Annotated in this window: 11 protein-coding genes and 1 riboswitch; of the genes, 5 read left to right on the top strand and 6 right to left on the bottom strand. The window is 70.2% G+C overall.

The window, feature by feature from the left end:
* Positions 1–46: 46 nt before the first annotated feature.
* Entirely contained in the window at positions 47–328 is a 282-nt protein-coding gene (locus ABT114_RS31595) for an HPr family phosphocarrier protein (RefSeq protein ID WP_003993478.1), read from the top strand.
* Positions 329–550: 222 nt separating this feature from the next.
* On the opposite strand, the gene ABT114_RS31590 is transcribed toward ABT114_RS31595, so the two are convergent.
* The 4 genes from ABT114_RS31590 to ABT114_RS31575 all read right to left on the bottom strand — a co-directional run bounded on the left by ABT114_RS31590 (position 551) and on the right by ABT114_RS31575 (position 5,432).
* The gene (locus ABT114_RS31590; RefSeq protein ID WP_351146318.1) at positions 551–1,246 is read right to left on the bottom strand and encodes a GntR family transcriptional regulator; all 696 of its coding nucleotides are present in this window, start codon (positions 1,244–1,246) and stop codon (positions 551–553) included.
* Positions 1,247–1,458: 212 nt separating this feature from the next.
* Positions 1,459–2,211, bottom strand: coding sequence for a M23 family metallopeptidase (locus ABT114_RS31585; RefSeq protein ID WP_351146317.1), 753 nt, complete (start codon positions 2,209–2,211; stop codon positions 1,459–1,461).
* Between the two features lie 12 nt (positions 2,212–2,223).
* Positions 2,224–2,389, bottom strand: a riboswitch (cyclic di-AMP (ydaO/yuaA leader).
* Positions 2,390–2,634: 245 nt separating this feature from the next.
* Complete coding sequence (locus ABT114_RS31580) at positions 2,635–4,038, bottom strand: M16 family metallopeptidase (RefSeq protein WP_351146316.1); 1,404 nt, start codon at positions 4,036–4,038, stop codon at positions 2,635–2,637.
* Entirely contained in the window at positions 4,035–5,432 is a 1,398-nt protein-coding gene (locus tag ABT114_RS31575) for a M16 family metallopeptidase (protein ID WP_351146315.1), read from the bottom strand. The genes ABT114_RS31580 and ABT114_RS31575 overlap by 4 nt, the downstream gene beginning before the upstream one ends.
* A 276-nt stretch (positions 5,433–5,708) precedes the next feature.
* On the opposite strand from ABT114_RS31575, the gene ABT114_RS31570 reads away from it, so the two are divergent.
* On the top strand, positions 5,709–8,165 hold the full coding sequence (locus tag ABT114_RS31570; protein WP_351146314.1) for a DNA gyrase/topoisomerase IV subunit A: 2,457 nt from the start codon (positions 5,709–5,711) through the stop codon (positions 8,163–8,165).
* Here ABT114_RS31570 and ABT114_RS31565 read toward each other — a convergent pair.
* Complete coding sequence (locus ABT114_RS31565; protein ID WP_351146313.1) at positions 8,162–9,241, bottom strand: CobW family GTP-binding protein; 1,080 nt, start codon at positions 9,239–9,241, stop codon at positions 8,162–8,164. The genes ABT114_RS31570 and ABT114_RS31565 overlap by 4 nt on opposite strands.
* 319 nt (positions 9,242–9,560) lie before the next feature.
* Between ABT114_RS31565 and ABT114_RS31560 the strand changes: the two genes are divergently transcribed.
* On the top strand, positions 9,561–10,112 hold the full coding sequence (locus ABT114_RS31560; RefSeq protein ID WP_351146312.1) for a DUF6082 family protein: 552 nt from the start codon (positions 9,561–9,563) through the stop codon (positions 10,110–10,112).
* A 147-nt stretch (positions 10,113–10,259) separates the two neighbouring features.
* Positions 10,260–10,496 (top strand): hypothetical protein, encoded by a 237-nt coding sequence (locus ABT114_RS31555; protein ID WP_351146311.1) that lies wholly within the window; start codon positions 10,260–10,262, stop codon positions 10,494–10,496.
* 170 nt (positions 10,497–10,666) lie between these two features.
* Here the strand turns inward: ABT114_RS31555 and ABT114_RS31550 are convergent, their stop codons facing one another.
* Entirely contained in the window at positions 10,667–11,833 is a 1,167-nt protein-coding gene (locus ABT114_RS31550; RefSeq protein WP_351146310.1) for a citrate synthase, read from the bottom strand.
* A 99-nt stretch (positions 11,834–11,932) separates the two neighbouring features.
* Here ABT114_RS31550 and ABT114_RS31545 point away from each other — a divergent pair, with 99 nt between their 5' ends.
* Positions 11,933–13,189 carry a citrate synthase gene (locus ABT114_RS31545; protein WP_351146309.1) on the top strand — a complete coding sequence of 419 codons (1,257 nt, stop codon included), beginning with the start codon at positions 11,933–11,935 and terminating at the stop codon, positions 13,187–13,189.
* The last annotated feature ends 133 nt before the right edge of the window (positions 13,190–13,322 follow it).

Here is a 13,322-nt window from a genome sequence, read left to right as displayed (position 1 = left end):
GGAACACTGGTCTAGACAACCCTGAGACACTGAAGGGCAGCATCACATGGCTGAGCGCCGCGTCAACGTCGGCTGGGCCGAGGGCCTCCACGCCCGTCCCGCCTCCATCTTCGTCCGAGCCGCCACGGCCGCAGGCGTCCCGGTCACGATCGCCAAGGCCGACGGCAACCCCGTCAACGCGGCCTCCATGCTGGCCGTCCTCGGCCTCGGCGCGCAGGGCGGCGAGGAGATCGTCCTCGCCTCCGACGCCGAGGGTGCGGACGCCGCGCTCGACCGTCTGGCGAAGCTGGTCTCCGAGGGGCTCGAGGAGCTCCCCGAGACCGTCTGAGCGCCCCCCTTTGCGTCTGAGCCGGCGCCGCTCTCGCGGAGCCGGTTGCGCGCCGTCAGGGTCCCTCAATTGACGGTTGCGGTGCTTGTCGCTTTAAAGACGTTCTCCCGCAACTCCGAAGGGCTCGTCCGAATTATCGGGCGAGCCCTTCGCATTTCCCTGTTTACGGGCAGCAGAAATAGTCCCCCGGGAATTATCCCCTCTTTGTATACGGCCCCCGTGTTAATGCCGCAGACCCGTCATGTTTACGGGAGGTTGCGAAGTCCTCACGCGGTCCGGGCGCTCTCCTCCCCCGGAGAAACGCAGCCGGTGCGCGACGCTCGAGCGCTCGGTGTGCAGCGCCGTGATCGCCCGCGCGCGCTCACCGTCACCGCGCGCCACCGCGTCCACGATCGCGCCGTGCTCGGTCCAGGACTCCACGGGGTTGGCCGGCGCCTCGACCGCGTACATCCAGGCGATCTTGTGCCGCAGCTGGGTGAGCGTGGAGGTCAGGGCTTGACTGCCGGACGCCTGCGCGAGCGTCTCGTGGAACCAGCCGCCCAGGGAGCGCAGATCCTCGCTGTTGCCCCGCCTGGCCCGCTCCTGGCCCAGCCGGACGAGGCCGCGCAGCACCTTCAGATGGGCCTCGGTACGTCGCTGGGCGGCCCGAAAGGCGCCGAGGGGCTCCAGGAGCATGCGCATCTCCAGCAGGTCGGAGGCCTCCAGCTCGGTGGGCTCCGCGACGCACGCGCCCGCGTGCCGACGGGTCACCACGAAACCCTCCGCCTCCAGGGTGCGCAGGGCCTCCCGGACGGGGACGCGCGAGACGCCGTAGCGGCGCGCGAGGAGTTCCTCGGTGAGCCGGCTGCCGCGCTCGTAGACACCGGCGACGATGTCGTCCCGGATCGCCGTGCATACCGAGTGCGCCGGAATACGCATGACCGACCTCCGCCTTAATCCCCGTGAAACGTCGCCGATTGACGTGCGTTCAGTGACTCTATTGCAATCAGCTGCAATTTCCGACGGGAGGCCGGAATCCAGGGATATTTTTTGGACAGCGGGGCCTCTGAAACGCCGAAAGCCCCGGCTCGGGGGGCCGGGGCTTCGGTATGTCTCGCCGTCCGTTGTCGGACGTTCACGCCGGGCGAGCGTCAGATGTTGACACCGTGCTTGCGGAGGTAGGCGACGGGGTCGATGTCCGAGCCGTACTCAGCGGTCGTACGGGCCTCGAAGTGCAGGTGCGGGCCGGTGACGTTGCCGGTCGCACCGGAGAGGCCGATCCGCTCGCCCGTGGTGACCTTCTGGCCCACGGAGACGCCGATGGACGACAGGTGGCCGTACTGGGTGTACGTGCCGTCGTTCATCCTGATGACGACCTGGTTGCCGTACGCCCCGCCCCAGCCTGCCTCCACGACGGTGCCGTAGCCGACCGCGTGGACGGAGGTGCCGCTGGCGGCGTGGAAGTCGATGCCGGTGTGGCTGCCGGAGGACCAGAGCGAGCCGCCGCTGAGGTAGCCCGTGGACACGTAGGAGTGGGAGATCGGCGCCACGAACGTGTTGAGGCGCTTGCGCTCGGCCTCGCGGGCGGCGCGCGCCTTGGCCTCGCGCTCCTTCTTGGCCTTCTCCGCGGCCTTCTTGCGGGCGGCCTCCTCGGCCGCCTTCTGCTCGGCGGCCTGCTTCTGGGCGGCGGCCTGGGCGCCGATCTGCTCGGCGACCCAGTCGCCGATGGTGATGACCGGGGTGAGGCCGGTCTGCTCGACGGAGTTCTCGGCGGCGAGCGCGGGGGCGGCGAGGGTGCCCATGACGCCGGTGGTGGTGAGGGCCGCGATGCCGGCTGCCTGAGCGCTGGTGCGCTTCATCCGGCCGGGACGACGGTGCTTCCCGGGGGCGCACATGAACGCCATGTAGTGGCTGGTCCTTTCCTTCCCTCTCGCCTACCGGGTTAGCTGACGGGTTCGGAGCAGGAAGGTCTCCTACGGACCCCCTCGCGGCACGCGCGGGCGTCCGATTCACCCCAGGGACTGCGATTGGGTCCCCGGCTCCCCTGGCTTGCGCCGTACGGGGACTCGGCGATGGCTGTCCGCTGCCGCGGGCGCGGCGCACTGCCTGACGAACAGCCCGGACGACCGTACGGGCGCCGTCTTTCAATCCTCAAACGGATCAGAGCTTTTGTAGCGCATGCCACAGGGCAGACAGGTAACTCTCCCTCAATTCGGACATTCTCCGGACATTGAGGGGCCCTGGCGACTCATCAGTCACCAGGGCCCCTACGCGCGCGTGCCTCTGCTCTGCCTCTGCTTGGCTTCTGCTTGGCTTCTGCTTGGCTTCTACTCGGCGGACACGACGGTGACTTCACCGATACCGAGGGCCTCGACGGGCTCCTTGATCTGCGCTGCGTCGCCGACGAGGATCGTCACCAGACGGTCCACGGGGAAGGCGTTCACGGCCGCCGCGGTGGCCTCCACCGTGCCGGTCGCGGCGAGCTGCTGGTACAGCGTCGCCTGGTAGTCGTCGGGCAGGTGCTGCTCGACCTGGTCGGCCAGCGTGCCCGCAACGGCCGCCGCCGTCTCGTACTTCAGCGGCGCCACACCGACGAGGTTCTGCACGGCGACATCCCGCTCGGCGTCGGTCAGGCCCTCCGCGGCGAGCGTGCGCAGCACGGTCCACAGGTCCTGCAGGGCGGGACCGGTGTTGGGGGTGTCCACGGAGCCGCTGATGGCGAGCATCGCGGCGCCCGTAGCCCCTCCGGGGGACGAGGGGGCCGCCGACCTGAGGACCTGCCCGAACGCGCGCACACCGTAGGTGTAGCCCTTCTCCTCGCGCAGGACGCGGTCCAGACGGGAGGTGAGGGTGCCGCCGAGGCAGTACGTGCCGAGCACCTGTGCGGGCCACACGCGGTCGTGCCGGTCGGCGCCGGTGCGGCCGATCAGCAGCTGCGTCTGGACGGCGCCGGGGCGGTCCACGATGACGACGCGGCCGGTGTCGTCGGCACTCACCGGCGGCACGGGGCGGGGCTCGGCCGAGGAGCCCGTCCAGGCGCCCAGGGTGTCGCCCAGCAGCTCGTCCAGGTCGATGCCGGCGAGGTCACCGACGACCACGGCGGTGGCCGTGGCGGGGCGGACGTGCCGGTCGTAGAAGACCCGCACGGCCGCGGAGTCGATCTTCGCGACCGTCTCCTCGGTGCCCTGGCGCGGGCGCGACATGCGCGAGGTGGCCAGGAACAGTTCCTTGGAGAGCTCCTTGGCGGCACGGCGGGCGGGGTTGGCCAGCTCGTGCGGGATCTCATCGAGCCGGTTGCGGACCAGCCTCTCGACCTCGCTGTCCGCGAACGCGGGCGCCCTGAGGGCGTCGGCGAGCAGGCCGAGCGCCTTGGCCAGGCGAGACGCCGGGACTTCGAGGCTCAGGCGTACGCCGGGGTGGTCGGCGTGCGCGTCGAGGGTGGCTCCGCAGCGCTCCAGTTCGGCGGCGAACTCCTCGGCGGAGAGCTTGTCGGTGCCCTCCGAGAAGGCCCGCGCCATGATCGTGGCCACGCCGTCGAGACCGGCCGGTTCGGCCTCCAGGGGCGCGTCGAGGAGCACCTCGACGGCGACGACCTGCTGGCCGGGCCGGTTGCAGCGCAGGAGGGTCAGGCCGTTGTCCAGGGTGCCGCGCTCGGGCGCCGGGAAGGCCCAGGGCCTGGCCTCGCCCGGCCGGGGCTGCGGGTGGAACTCCATCGTGGCGAGCTCGGTCACTGGGCCGCCTCCTCGGTCTCGTCGGTGGCTTCCACGGTCGCCGCGGACTCCGGGTCTTCGGTGCGTTCCGCCGCCTCGGCTTCGTCCAGGGCCTCGGGGACGGTCGGCTCGTAGACGAGCACCGCGCGGTTGTCGGGGCGCAGGCGGGCCTTGGCGACCTCCTGGACCTCCTCCGCGGTCACGTCCAGCACACGCTGGACGGCGGTGAGGGCGAGCTGCGGGTCGCCGAACAGGACCGCGTAGCGGCACAGTTCGTCGGCGCGGCCCGCGACCGTGCCGAGCCGGTCCAGCCACTCGCGCTCCAACTGGGCCTGGGCGCGTTCCATTTCCTCGGCCGTGGGGCCCTCCTCGGCGAACCGGGCGAGCTCCTCGTCGATGGCGGCCTCGATGACTGGCACCTCGACGTCACCGGACGTCTTCACGTCCAGCCAGCCCAGGGAGGGCGCCCCGGACAGCCGCAGCAGGCCGAAACCGGCCGCCACCGCCGTACGGTCGCGCCGTACGAGCCGGTTGTAGAAGCGGGAGGACTCGCCGCCGCCGAGGACGGTCAGCGCCAGGTCGGCCGCGTCGCACGCGCGCGTGCCGTCGTGCGGCAGCCGGTAGGCGGCCATCAGGGCGCGCGCCGGGACCTCCTCCTCGACGACCTCGCGCAGCTGCTCGCCGATGATCTCGGGCAGCGAGCCATCGCGCGGGGCGGGCTTGCCGTCGTGGGAGGTGATGGAACCGAAGTACTTCTCGATCCAGGCGAGCGTCTGCTTCGGGTCGATGTCGCCGACCACGGAGAGGACGGCGTTGTTCGGCGCGTAGTACGTCCGGAAGAACGCCCTCGCGTCCTCCAGGGTGGCCGCGTCCAGGTCCGCCATCGAGCCGATCGGCGTGTGGTGGTAGGGATGACCCTCCGGGTAGGCGAGGGCGGTCAGCTTCTCGAACGCGGTGCCGTAGGGGACGTTGTCGTAGCGCTGGCGGCGCTCGTTCTTCACGACGTCCCGCTGGTTCTCCATGGACTCGTCGTCGAGGGCGGCGAGCAGGGAGCCCATGCGGTCGGCCTCCAGCCAGAGGGCGAGCTCCAGCTGGTGGGTGGGCATGGTCTCGAAGTAGTTGGTGCGCTCGAAGCTGGTGGTGCCGTTGAGCGAGCCGCCGGCGCCCTGCACCAGCTCGAAGTGGCCGTTGCCCTTGACCTGGCCGGAGCCCTGGAACATCAGGTGCTCGAAAAGGTGAGCCAGGCCGGTACGGCCCTTGACTTCGTGGCGGGAGCCGACGTCGTACCAGAGGCACACCGCCGCGACCGGGGTCAGGTGGTCCTCGGAGAGCACCACGCGGAGCCCGTTGGCCAGTCGGTGCTCGGTCGCTGTCAGGCCCCCGGAGCCTGCCTCGGCTGTGGCCGTGTGACCCATGGGCATGTACGTCCCTTCGATCGCGGTCGCGGTCGTCTGAACCGCGTGTTTCGTGCCTGTCCTGCCACTGTATGCAAGCGGGCGGACCATGGGCGAAGTTCCCGCACGACGTACGCCGAGAGCGAGATCGCGTAGCCTGCGGGCAGTCGTGGAGGGAGGCGCCCTTCCACACCGGGCCGGGCGGCCGACGCCGGGCCCTCGCCCGCACTGTCAGTACCGCGGTCCACAATGGTCCGCGTCAGAACCCGTTCACGCTTCAGCAAGGAGCCGGCAGCGATGGCCCGCCGCAGCACGAAGACCCCGCCGCCCGACGACTCGTTCGAGGAGCGGATCCTCGACATCGACGTCGTCGACGAGATGCAGGGCTCCTTCCTCGAGTACGCGTACTCGGTCATCTACTCCCGCGCCCTGCCGGACGCCCGCGACGGCCTCAAGCCGGTGCACCGCCGCATCGTGTACCAGATGAACGAGATGGGCCTGCGCCCCGAGCGTGGCTATGTGAAGTGCGCCCGTGTCGTCGGCGAGGTCATGGGCAAGCTCCACCCGCACGGCGACGCGTCGATCTACGACGCCCTGGTGCGCATGGCCCAGCCCTTCTCCATGCGTGTGCCGCTCGTCGACGGCCATGGCAACTTCGGCTCGCTGGGCAACGACGACCCGCCGGCCGCCATGCGCTACACCGAGTGCCGGGCGGCCGACGCCGCGAGCCTGATGACGGAGTCCATCGACGAGGACACCGTCGATTTCAACCCCAACTACGACGGCCAGGAGCGGGAGCCTGCGACCCTGCCGGCGGCCTTCCCGAACCTCCTGGTGAACGGCTCGTCGGGCATCGCGGTCGGCATGGCCACGAACATGCCGCCGCACAACCTCGGCGAGGTCATCGCGGCCGCCCGCCACCTGATCCGCTACCCGAACGCGGATCTGGAAGCCCTGATGAGGTTCGTCCCGGGTCCCGACCTGCCCACCGGCGGCCGGATCGTCGGCCTCACCGGCATCCGGGACGCGTACGAGACGGGCCGCGGCACCTTCAAGATCCGCGCCACGGTCGCGGTCGAGACCGTCACCGCGCGCCGCAAGGGCCTGATCGTCACCGAGCTGCCCTTCACCGTCGGTCCGGAGAAGGTGATCGCCAAGATCAAGGATCTGGTCGGTTCGAAGAAGATCCAGGGCATCGCCGACGTCAAGGACCTCACCGACCGCGAGCACGGCCTGCGCCTGGTCATCGAGATCAAGAACGGCTTCGTGCCGGAGGCGGTCCTGGAGCAGCTCTACAAGCTGACGCCGATGGAGGAGTCCTTCGGCATCAACAACGTCGCCCTGGTGGACGGCCAGCCGCTCACACTGGGCCTCAAGGAGCTCCTGGAGGTCTACCTCGACCACCGCTTCGAGGTCGTCCGCCGCCGCTCGGAGTTCCGGCGCAGCAAGCGGCGGGACCGTCTGCACCTGGTGGAGGGCCTGCTGACGGCGCTCGTCGACATCGACGAGGTCATCCGGCTGATCCGCTCCAGCGAGAACTCCGCGCAGGCGAAGGAGCGCCTGATGGAGCGCTTCTCGCTCTCGGAGATCCAGACGCAGTACATCCTGGACACCCCGCTCCGCCGCCTGACCAAGTTCGACCGGATCGAGCTGGAGTCGGAGAAGGACAGGCTCAACGCGGAGATCGCGGAGCTGACCCGCATCCTGGAGTCGGACGCGGAGCTGCGCAAGCTGGTGTCCGCGGAACTGGCCTCGGTGGCGAAGAAGTTCGGCACCGAGCGCCGTACGGTGCTGCTGGAGTCGGCTGGTGCCCCGGTCGCCGCCGTGCCGCTCCAGGTCGCGGACGACCCGTGCCGCGTGCTGCTGTCCTCGACCGGCCTGCTGGCCCGCACGGCGAACGGCGAGCCCTTCCCGGAGGACCCCGACGCCAGGCGCACCAAGCACGACGTGATCGTCTCGGCGGTCCCGGCCACGGCACGCGGCGAGCTCGGCGCGGTCACCTCGGCGGGCCGCCTGCTGCGGATCAACGTCGTCGACCTGCCTCAGCTCCCGGACACCGCGTCGGCGCCGAACCTGTCGGGCGGTGCACCGCTGTCGGAGTTCGTCTCCCTCGATGACGACGAGACGCTGGTCTGTCTCACCACGCTGGACGAGTCGTCCCCGGGCCTGGCCATCGGCACCGAACAGGGCGTGGTCAAGCGTGTCGTCCCGGACTACCCGTCCAACAAGGACGAGTTGGAGGTCATCACCCTCAAGGAGGGCGACCGGATCGTCGGCGCGGTCGAGCTGCGCACCGGTGAGGAGGACCTGGTCTTCATCACGGACGACGCTCAGCTGCTGCGCTACCAGGCCGCCCAGGTCCGCCCCCAGGGCCGTGCGGCGGGCGGCATGGCGGGCATCAAGCTCATCGAGGGCGCGAAGGTGATCTCCTTCACGGCGGTCGACCCGGCCGTGGACGCGGTCGTCTTCACCGTGGCCGGCTCGCGCGGCACGCTGGACGACTCCGTCCAGACGACGGCCAAGATGACCCCGTTCGACCAGTACCCGCGCAAGGGTCGCGCCACCGGCGGCGTCCGCTGCCAGCGGTTCCTGAAGGGCGAGGACTGCCTGTCCCTGGCCTGGGCGGGCGCCGTCCCGGCACGGGCCGCGCAGAAGAACGGCACCCCGGCCGAACTCCCGGACATCGACCCGCGCCGCGACGGCTCGGGCGTGTCGCTGGCGAAGACGGTGGCGGTGGTGGCGGGGCCGGTCTAGGCCCGTTCCCCGGGTTCCCCGGGTTCCCCGGCTTCCTCGGGGTCTCGTACGTAGCGGAGGACGCCCCACATGCCGCGCTCGTCGGCGGTGTGCGGGGCGGCGTTCTCGCAGGCCTCGAGCTCCTTGCGGAGGGCGGGCGCGTCGATGCCGGAGCCGATGAGCACCAGCTGGGTGAGACGTTCCTCACCGGCGGCCCAGGGCTCCGGGCAGAAGCGGAGGAACCGCCCGACGGCGTGGACGGCGTAACGGCTGCGGACGTCGTGGGCGCCGAAGTCGACGTACCCCTTGATCCGGTAGAGCCCTTCGGGCCTGCTGTCGAGGAAGGCCATCAGCCGGCGTGGCTCCAGGGGGACTGCGCAGACGAAGGACAGGCTGTCGTACGCGGTGTGCAGATGACCGTCGTGATCACCCCCACTGTCGCGATCGTGCAGGTCGTCGAAGGACAGCTGCCCGATGCGCTCCTCGTTCGGCCGACAGTCGAAGAGGAACTCGGGGTCGATACGGCCGTAGGTGGCGGCGACGACTGCGGCGCGGTCGGTGAGGGACCGGACGAGGCCGAGGACCCGCTCGCCGTCCGCCGCCCTGTCGAGCTTGTTGACCACGACGAGGTCGGCGAGGCCGAGATGCCGGTCGATCTCTGGGTGTCGCGCGCGGGTGTCGTCGAACTCGGCGGCGTCGACGACCTCGACGAGCCCGCCGTAGACGACCCGGGGGTTCTCACTGGCGAGCACCATGCGCACCAGCTCCTGGGGCTCGGCGAGCCCGCTGGCCTCGATGACGATGACGTCGATGCCGGCGGACGGGTTCGTGAGCCGCTCGAGGTAGTCGTCGAGCTCACTGACGTCGACGGCACAGCACAGACATCCGTTGCCGAGGGAGACGGTGGAGTCACCTAGCGCACCGGCCACGGCCATCGCGTCGATCTCGATGGCACCGAAGTCGTTGACGATGGCGCCGATACGGCTGCCGCCGCTGCGGTGGAGGAGATGGTTGAGGAGCGTGGTCTTGCCGGAGCCGAGGAATCCGGCGAGTACGACCACCGGGATCTGCTGCGGGCTCGGGCTCGGCTGACTCAACGTACGACCTCTCTCACGCCGACGCGTACACCGGCTCATGGCCCGGCGCACGTACAAAGAATGAATGCCGCCCCAGGATACGAGCCGGAAGAATCACCGCTGAGTGAACGATTGTTAGCAGCGTTGGCGGGGCAGACGTTGGGCATGGCGCCGGAGTGTGCGACCCTCGCTTCCTTCCGTGCGCCTCCTCTCCGCCTCCCCCGCCGATCAGAGCCGCTCGGCACCCTGGAGGCGGCACGCGCCGCCCATCGCTCGCCGGTCCCCACCAGTCGACCCGCACTCCGACGACCGGCGGACGGTCGCCTGAATCGGGGTTGACATGGCCACACAGAAGAACACCGCGGGGAGGGTCGGCTCCATCGCGGCCGGTCTGATGCTCGCCACCGCTACATTGACGCTGGCCGCGCGTCAACGGCGCCTCGAGGAGGCGCGGCTGCACGTGAAGCGACTCGAACTCGAGGAACTGAACTCTCGGCGCACGGCTCTGGCGCATCAGCAGCGCATGCACTGGGAGCTGCTGTCCATGGCCATCGCTGACCCCTCCCTGGGCTCGGTGATCGACACCTACGACAAGAACATCCCCGCGGAGAAACGGCGCCAGTTCTTCTACGCCAACGCCTGGTACGTCAACCTCTTCCACCTCTACCGATCAGGAATCCTGGACCAGGAGGAGCTCTTCGGACGTCTGCGCGAGATTTTTCAGAGCCCGCTCCTACGGGAGTACTGGGAGGCCTCGAAGGGGCAGCGCGCGACTCTGAAGGAATCGTCCGACGAGGCCAGGATCGGCCTCATGGTCGACGGCCTCATCAAGGACCTGGACGAAGCCGACACAGACGAGTGGTGGGTGGTGGGCAACCCCCCGCCCGACTGACCCGCACGGCTCCGTGCGTTCAGTCAACTCATCCGCAACGGCGACACGGCTGGGTGTCTTTTGCCCATGTGGACGCGTACGCCTCATGAAGCCCAGTAGCGTGCTGCCCACCACTCTGCCCAAATCTTCTGTAAGGACCGGTACCCCTTGAAGATCGTGCGCCGCATCGGTGTGCCCCCGAGTGCCCGTGGCAGTACGTCAGGAGCCAACTGCCCGGACGTGTTCGAACTCAGCGACGGCAACTTCGCCGTCATCGGCACCGAGGCCACCGAGGCGCTGGATGGCGAACTGCCCACCGACGCCTCCCGCGCAGACTACGAACGCATCGTCATCGTGAGCCGGGAGACCCTGATCCGCGCCAAGGCGGACATTCCCGACGCCTGACGTCCCCGCACGAGCACGCGTCCACCCCTGACCCGGCCCGTCACTTGCCCCGGCCGCCGCAACCGTCGAGCGCACCGGGCACCCATCCCGCGAGCAGCCCGGCACCCCGTCACTGCCCGGTCATCACCGATGAGGCCTGGCGCCAGAACGGCACCAGGCCGCACGCTTCCTCAGGCCGCGTCCGGTACCTTCGCCGGCGCCCCCGGCCCCACATACCGCGCCACCGGACGGATGATCTTCGAGTCCTCCGCCTGCTCCAGGATGTTGGCGCCCCAGCCCACCACGCGTGCCGCCGCGAAGGTGGGGGTGAACATCTCGCGCGGCAGACCGCAGAGTTCCATGACCACGCCCGCGTAGAACTCGACGTTGGTGTGCAGTTCGCGGCCCGGCTTGAGTTCGGCGAGGATCGCCTCGACCCGGCGCTCGACCTCGACGGCGAAGTCCACCCGCGGACCGCCGAAGCCCTGGGCGATCTCGCGGAGCATCCGGGAGCGGGGGTCCTCGGTGCGGTAGATGGCGTGACCGAAGCCCATGATGCGCTCGCCGGCGAGGACGCGCTCGCGGATCCAGGGATCGATCCGGTCGGGGGTGCCGATCACGTCCAGGGTGTCCAGCGCACGGCTGGGCGCACCGCCGTGCAACGGCCCCGACAGCGCACCCACCGCGCCGACGAGACAGGCCGCCACGTCCGCCCCGGTCGACGCTATGACGCGCGCCGTGAAGGTTGACGCGTTGAAGCCATGATCAATGGTGGAGATCAAGTATTGCTCGACGGCACGGGCCCGCTGCGGGTCCGGTTCCACTCCGGTCAACATGTACAGGTAGTTCGCCGCGTACGACAGGTCCTCGCGGGGCTCCACCGGGTCGAGTCCTTGCCGCAGCCGGTGCAGCGCGGTGAGCAGCGTCGGTACGGCTGCGGCGGCCACGACGGTGTCCTCGCGACGCCGGGCGGCGTCGATGTCGTACACCGGGCGGAATCCCTTGGCCGCGCCCAGCAGGGACAGGGCCGTACGCATGCCGGCGAGCGGGCCGGACTGTCCGCCGGCCGCCGCGATGGCCGGCAATGCCCCGCTCACGTCGTCGGGCAGCCGGCGCAGCGCCGCGGTCCGGGCCGTGAAGGCGGCGCTTCGTTCGGCGTCCGGCAGTTCCCCGTGGACCAGGAGGTGCCAGACGTCCTCGAAACTGCGGCTCTGCGCGAGCTCGACGGCCGAGTACTGGCGGTAGTGGTAGAAGCCCTCGAGCCCCCGGACGTCACCGATTTCGGTGTCGGTGACGACGACCCCCGAGAGCCCCCGCGGTACCTCGACAAGAGCGGCAGCGGACCTGTTGACGGACATGATTTCCTCCCTGGAATTGATTCGACTGTCCATGGTTGACTATTCTTCTGTCAATATTGATTGAATCAATGTATTGAAAGGGCGGATACGGTGACTTCCATGCGCGATCAAGAATCCGACCCCGGTCACCCGGGACGGCGGCTGAGCACCAAGGAGGCCGCCGAGCTGCTCGGCGTGAAGCCCGAGACCGTGTACGCGTACGTGAGTCGCGGTCAGCTCAGCAGCCAACGTGTGCCCGGCAGCCGGGGCAGCACCTTCGACGCCAAGGAGGTCGAGGCGGTCGCCCGGCGCAACAGGCGGGAGAGCAGCGGAAGTTCGGGCGCCGGCTCGGAGATGTCCGTACGCACCCGCATCACGCTCATCGACAAGGACCGGTATTATTTCCGGGGCGTCGACGCCACCGAGCTGGCCGCGCGCCACTCCTACGAAGAGATCGCCGAATGGCTGTGGACGGGGCGACTGCGCCCAGGCATCACGTTCACCGCCCCCGAGGCGTCCGTCGCCGTCGCCCGCCGCGCGGTCGGCGCCCTGCCCGAACATGCCGGACCGACCGACCGGTTGCGAGTCGCCGCGATCGCCGCGGCAGCGGCCGACCCCCTGCGCTTCGACCTGTCCGAGAACGCCGTGCTCGGCACCGCGCGCACCCTCATCCCCACCCTCGTCGCGGCACTGCCGCCGGTGCGGCGCAGCCACCGTGACGCGGGCCCGTTGGCGCACCGACTCTGGGCGCGGCTCACCGGACTGGACGCCGACGAGGCGTCACTGCGGGTCCTGGACACGGCACTCGGCCTGCTGGTCGACCACGACCTGGCCGCCTCGACGCTCGCGGTGCGCGTCGCGGCGTCGGCCCGCGCGCACCCCTACGCGGCCGTCTCCGCCGGGCTCGGCGTGATCGAGGGCCCCCTGCACGGCGCCGCCAGCGGACTCGCCCACCGGCTGCTGCTGGAGGTGCTCGACCAGGGCAACGCGGCCCCCGTGATCGCGGAAGAGCTGCGGGCCGGCCGTCGTATCCCCGGACTCGGCCACCGGCTCTACCCCGGCGAGGACCCACGCGCGCGTGCCTTGTTCACCCTTCTGGAGGAGATGCCCCAGGCCGCGCCCGCCCTCGCGGCGGCCCGCGACATCGTGGCGACCACCGCCCGCCACACTCCGCTGCACGCCAATGTGGACCTGGCCCTCGCTGTGCTCACCGCGTCCTCCGGCATGTCCGCCTCCGCGGGCGAGACGATCTTCGCCGTCGCCCGTACGGCGGGCTGGATCGCCCACGCCCTGGAGGAGTACGGGGAGCGCCCGCTGCGCATGCGCCCGAGCGGCAACTACGTGGGGCCGCGGCCGCCCCAACCCCTCCCGGATTGAAGATCTCTCCCCTGTGAGCGACTCCGCCCAACGGAGTCGTGAGCGGGGGAGATTCCCCCCTACCTTGCGGTGGTGGGTTTGACGCCGTGGCCAGCGCGCCTGACGACTGCCCTTCCGGCAGCCGGGACGAGCG

Origin of the sequence: Streptomyces sp. NPDC002088, from assembly GCF_040296605.1 — a bacterium.
Lineage (GTDB): Bacteria > Actinomycetota > Actinomycetes > Streptomycetales > Streptomycetaceae > Streptomyces.
This window is presented reverse-complemented; position numbering and strand designations above follow the sequence as displayed.

Bases quoted from the DNA above. Each gene is read 5' to 3' on its own strand.
- ABT114_RS31595 (WP_003993478.1), top strand. From the start codon at position 47: ATGGCTGAGCGCCGCGTCAACGTCGGCTGGGCCGAGGGCCTCCACGCC.
- ABT114_RS31590 (WP_351146318.1), bottom strand. From the start codon at position 1,246: ATGCGTATTCCGGCGCACTCGGTATGCACGGCGATCCGGGACGACATC.
- ABT114_RS31585 (WP_351146317.1), bottom strand. From the start codon at position 2,211: ATGGCGTTCATGTGCGCCCCCGGGAAGCACCGTCGTCCCGGCCGGATG.
- ABT114_RS31575 (WP_351146315.1), bottom strand. From the start codon at position 5,432: ATGGGTCACACGGCCACAGCCGAGGCAGGCTCCGGGGGCCTGACAGCG.
- ABT114_RS31570 (WP_351146314.1), top strand. From the start codon at position 5,709: ATGGCCCGCCGCAGCACGAAGACCCCGCCGCCCGACGACTCGTTCGAG.
- ABT114_RS31560 (WP_351146312.1), top strand. From the start codon at position 9,561: ATGGCCACACAGAAGAACACCGCGGGGAGGGTCGGCTCCATCGCGGCC.
- ABT114_RS31550 (WP_351146310.1), bottom strand. From the start codon at position 11,833: ATGTCCGTCAACAGGTCCGCTGCCGCTCTTGTCGAGGTACCGCGGGGG.
- ABT114_RS31545 (WP_351146309.1), top strand. From the start codon at position 11,933: ATGCGCGATCAAGAATCCGACCCCGGTCACCCGGGACGGCGGCTGAGC.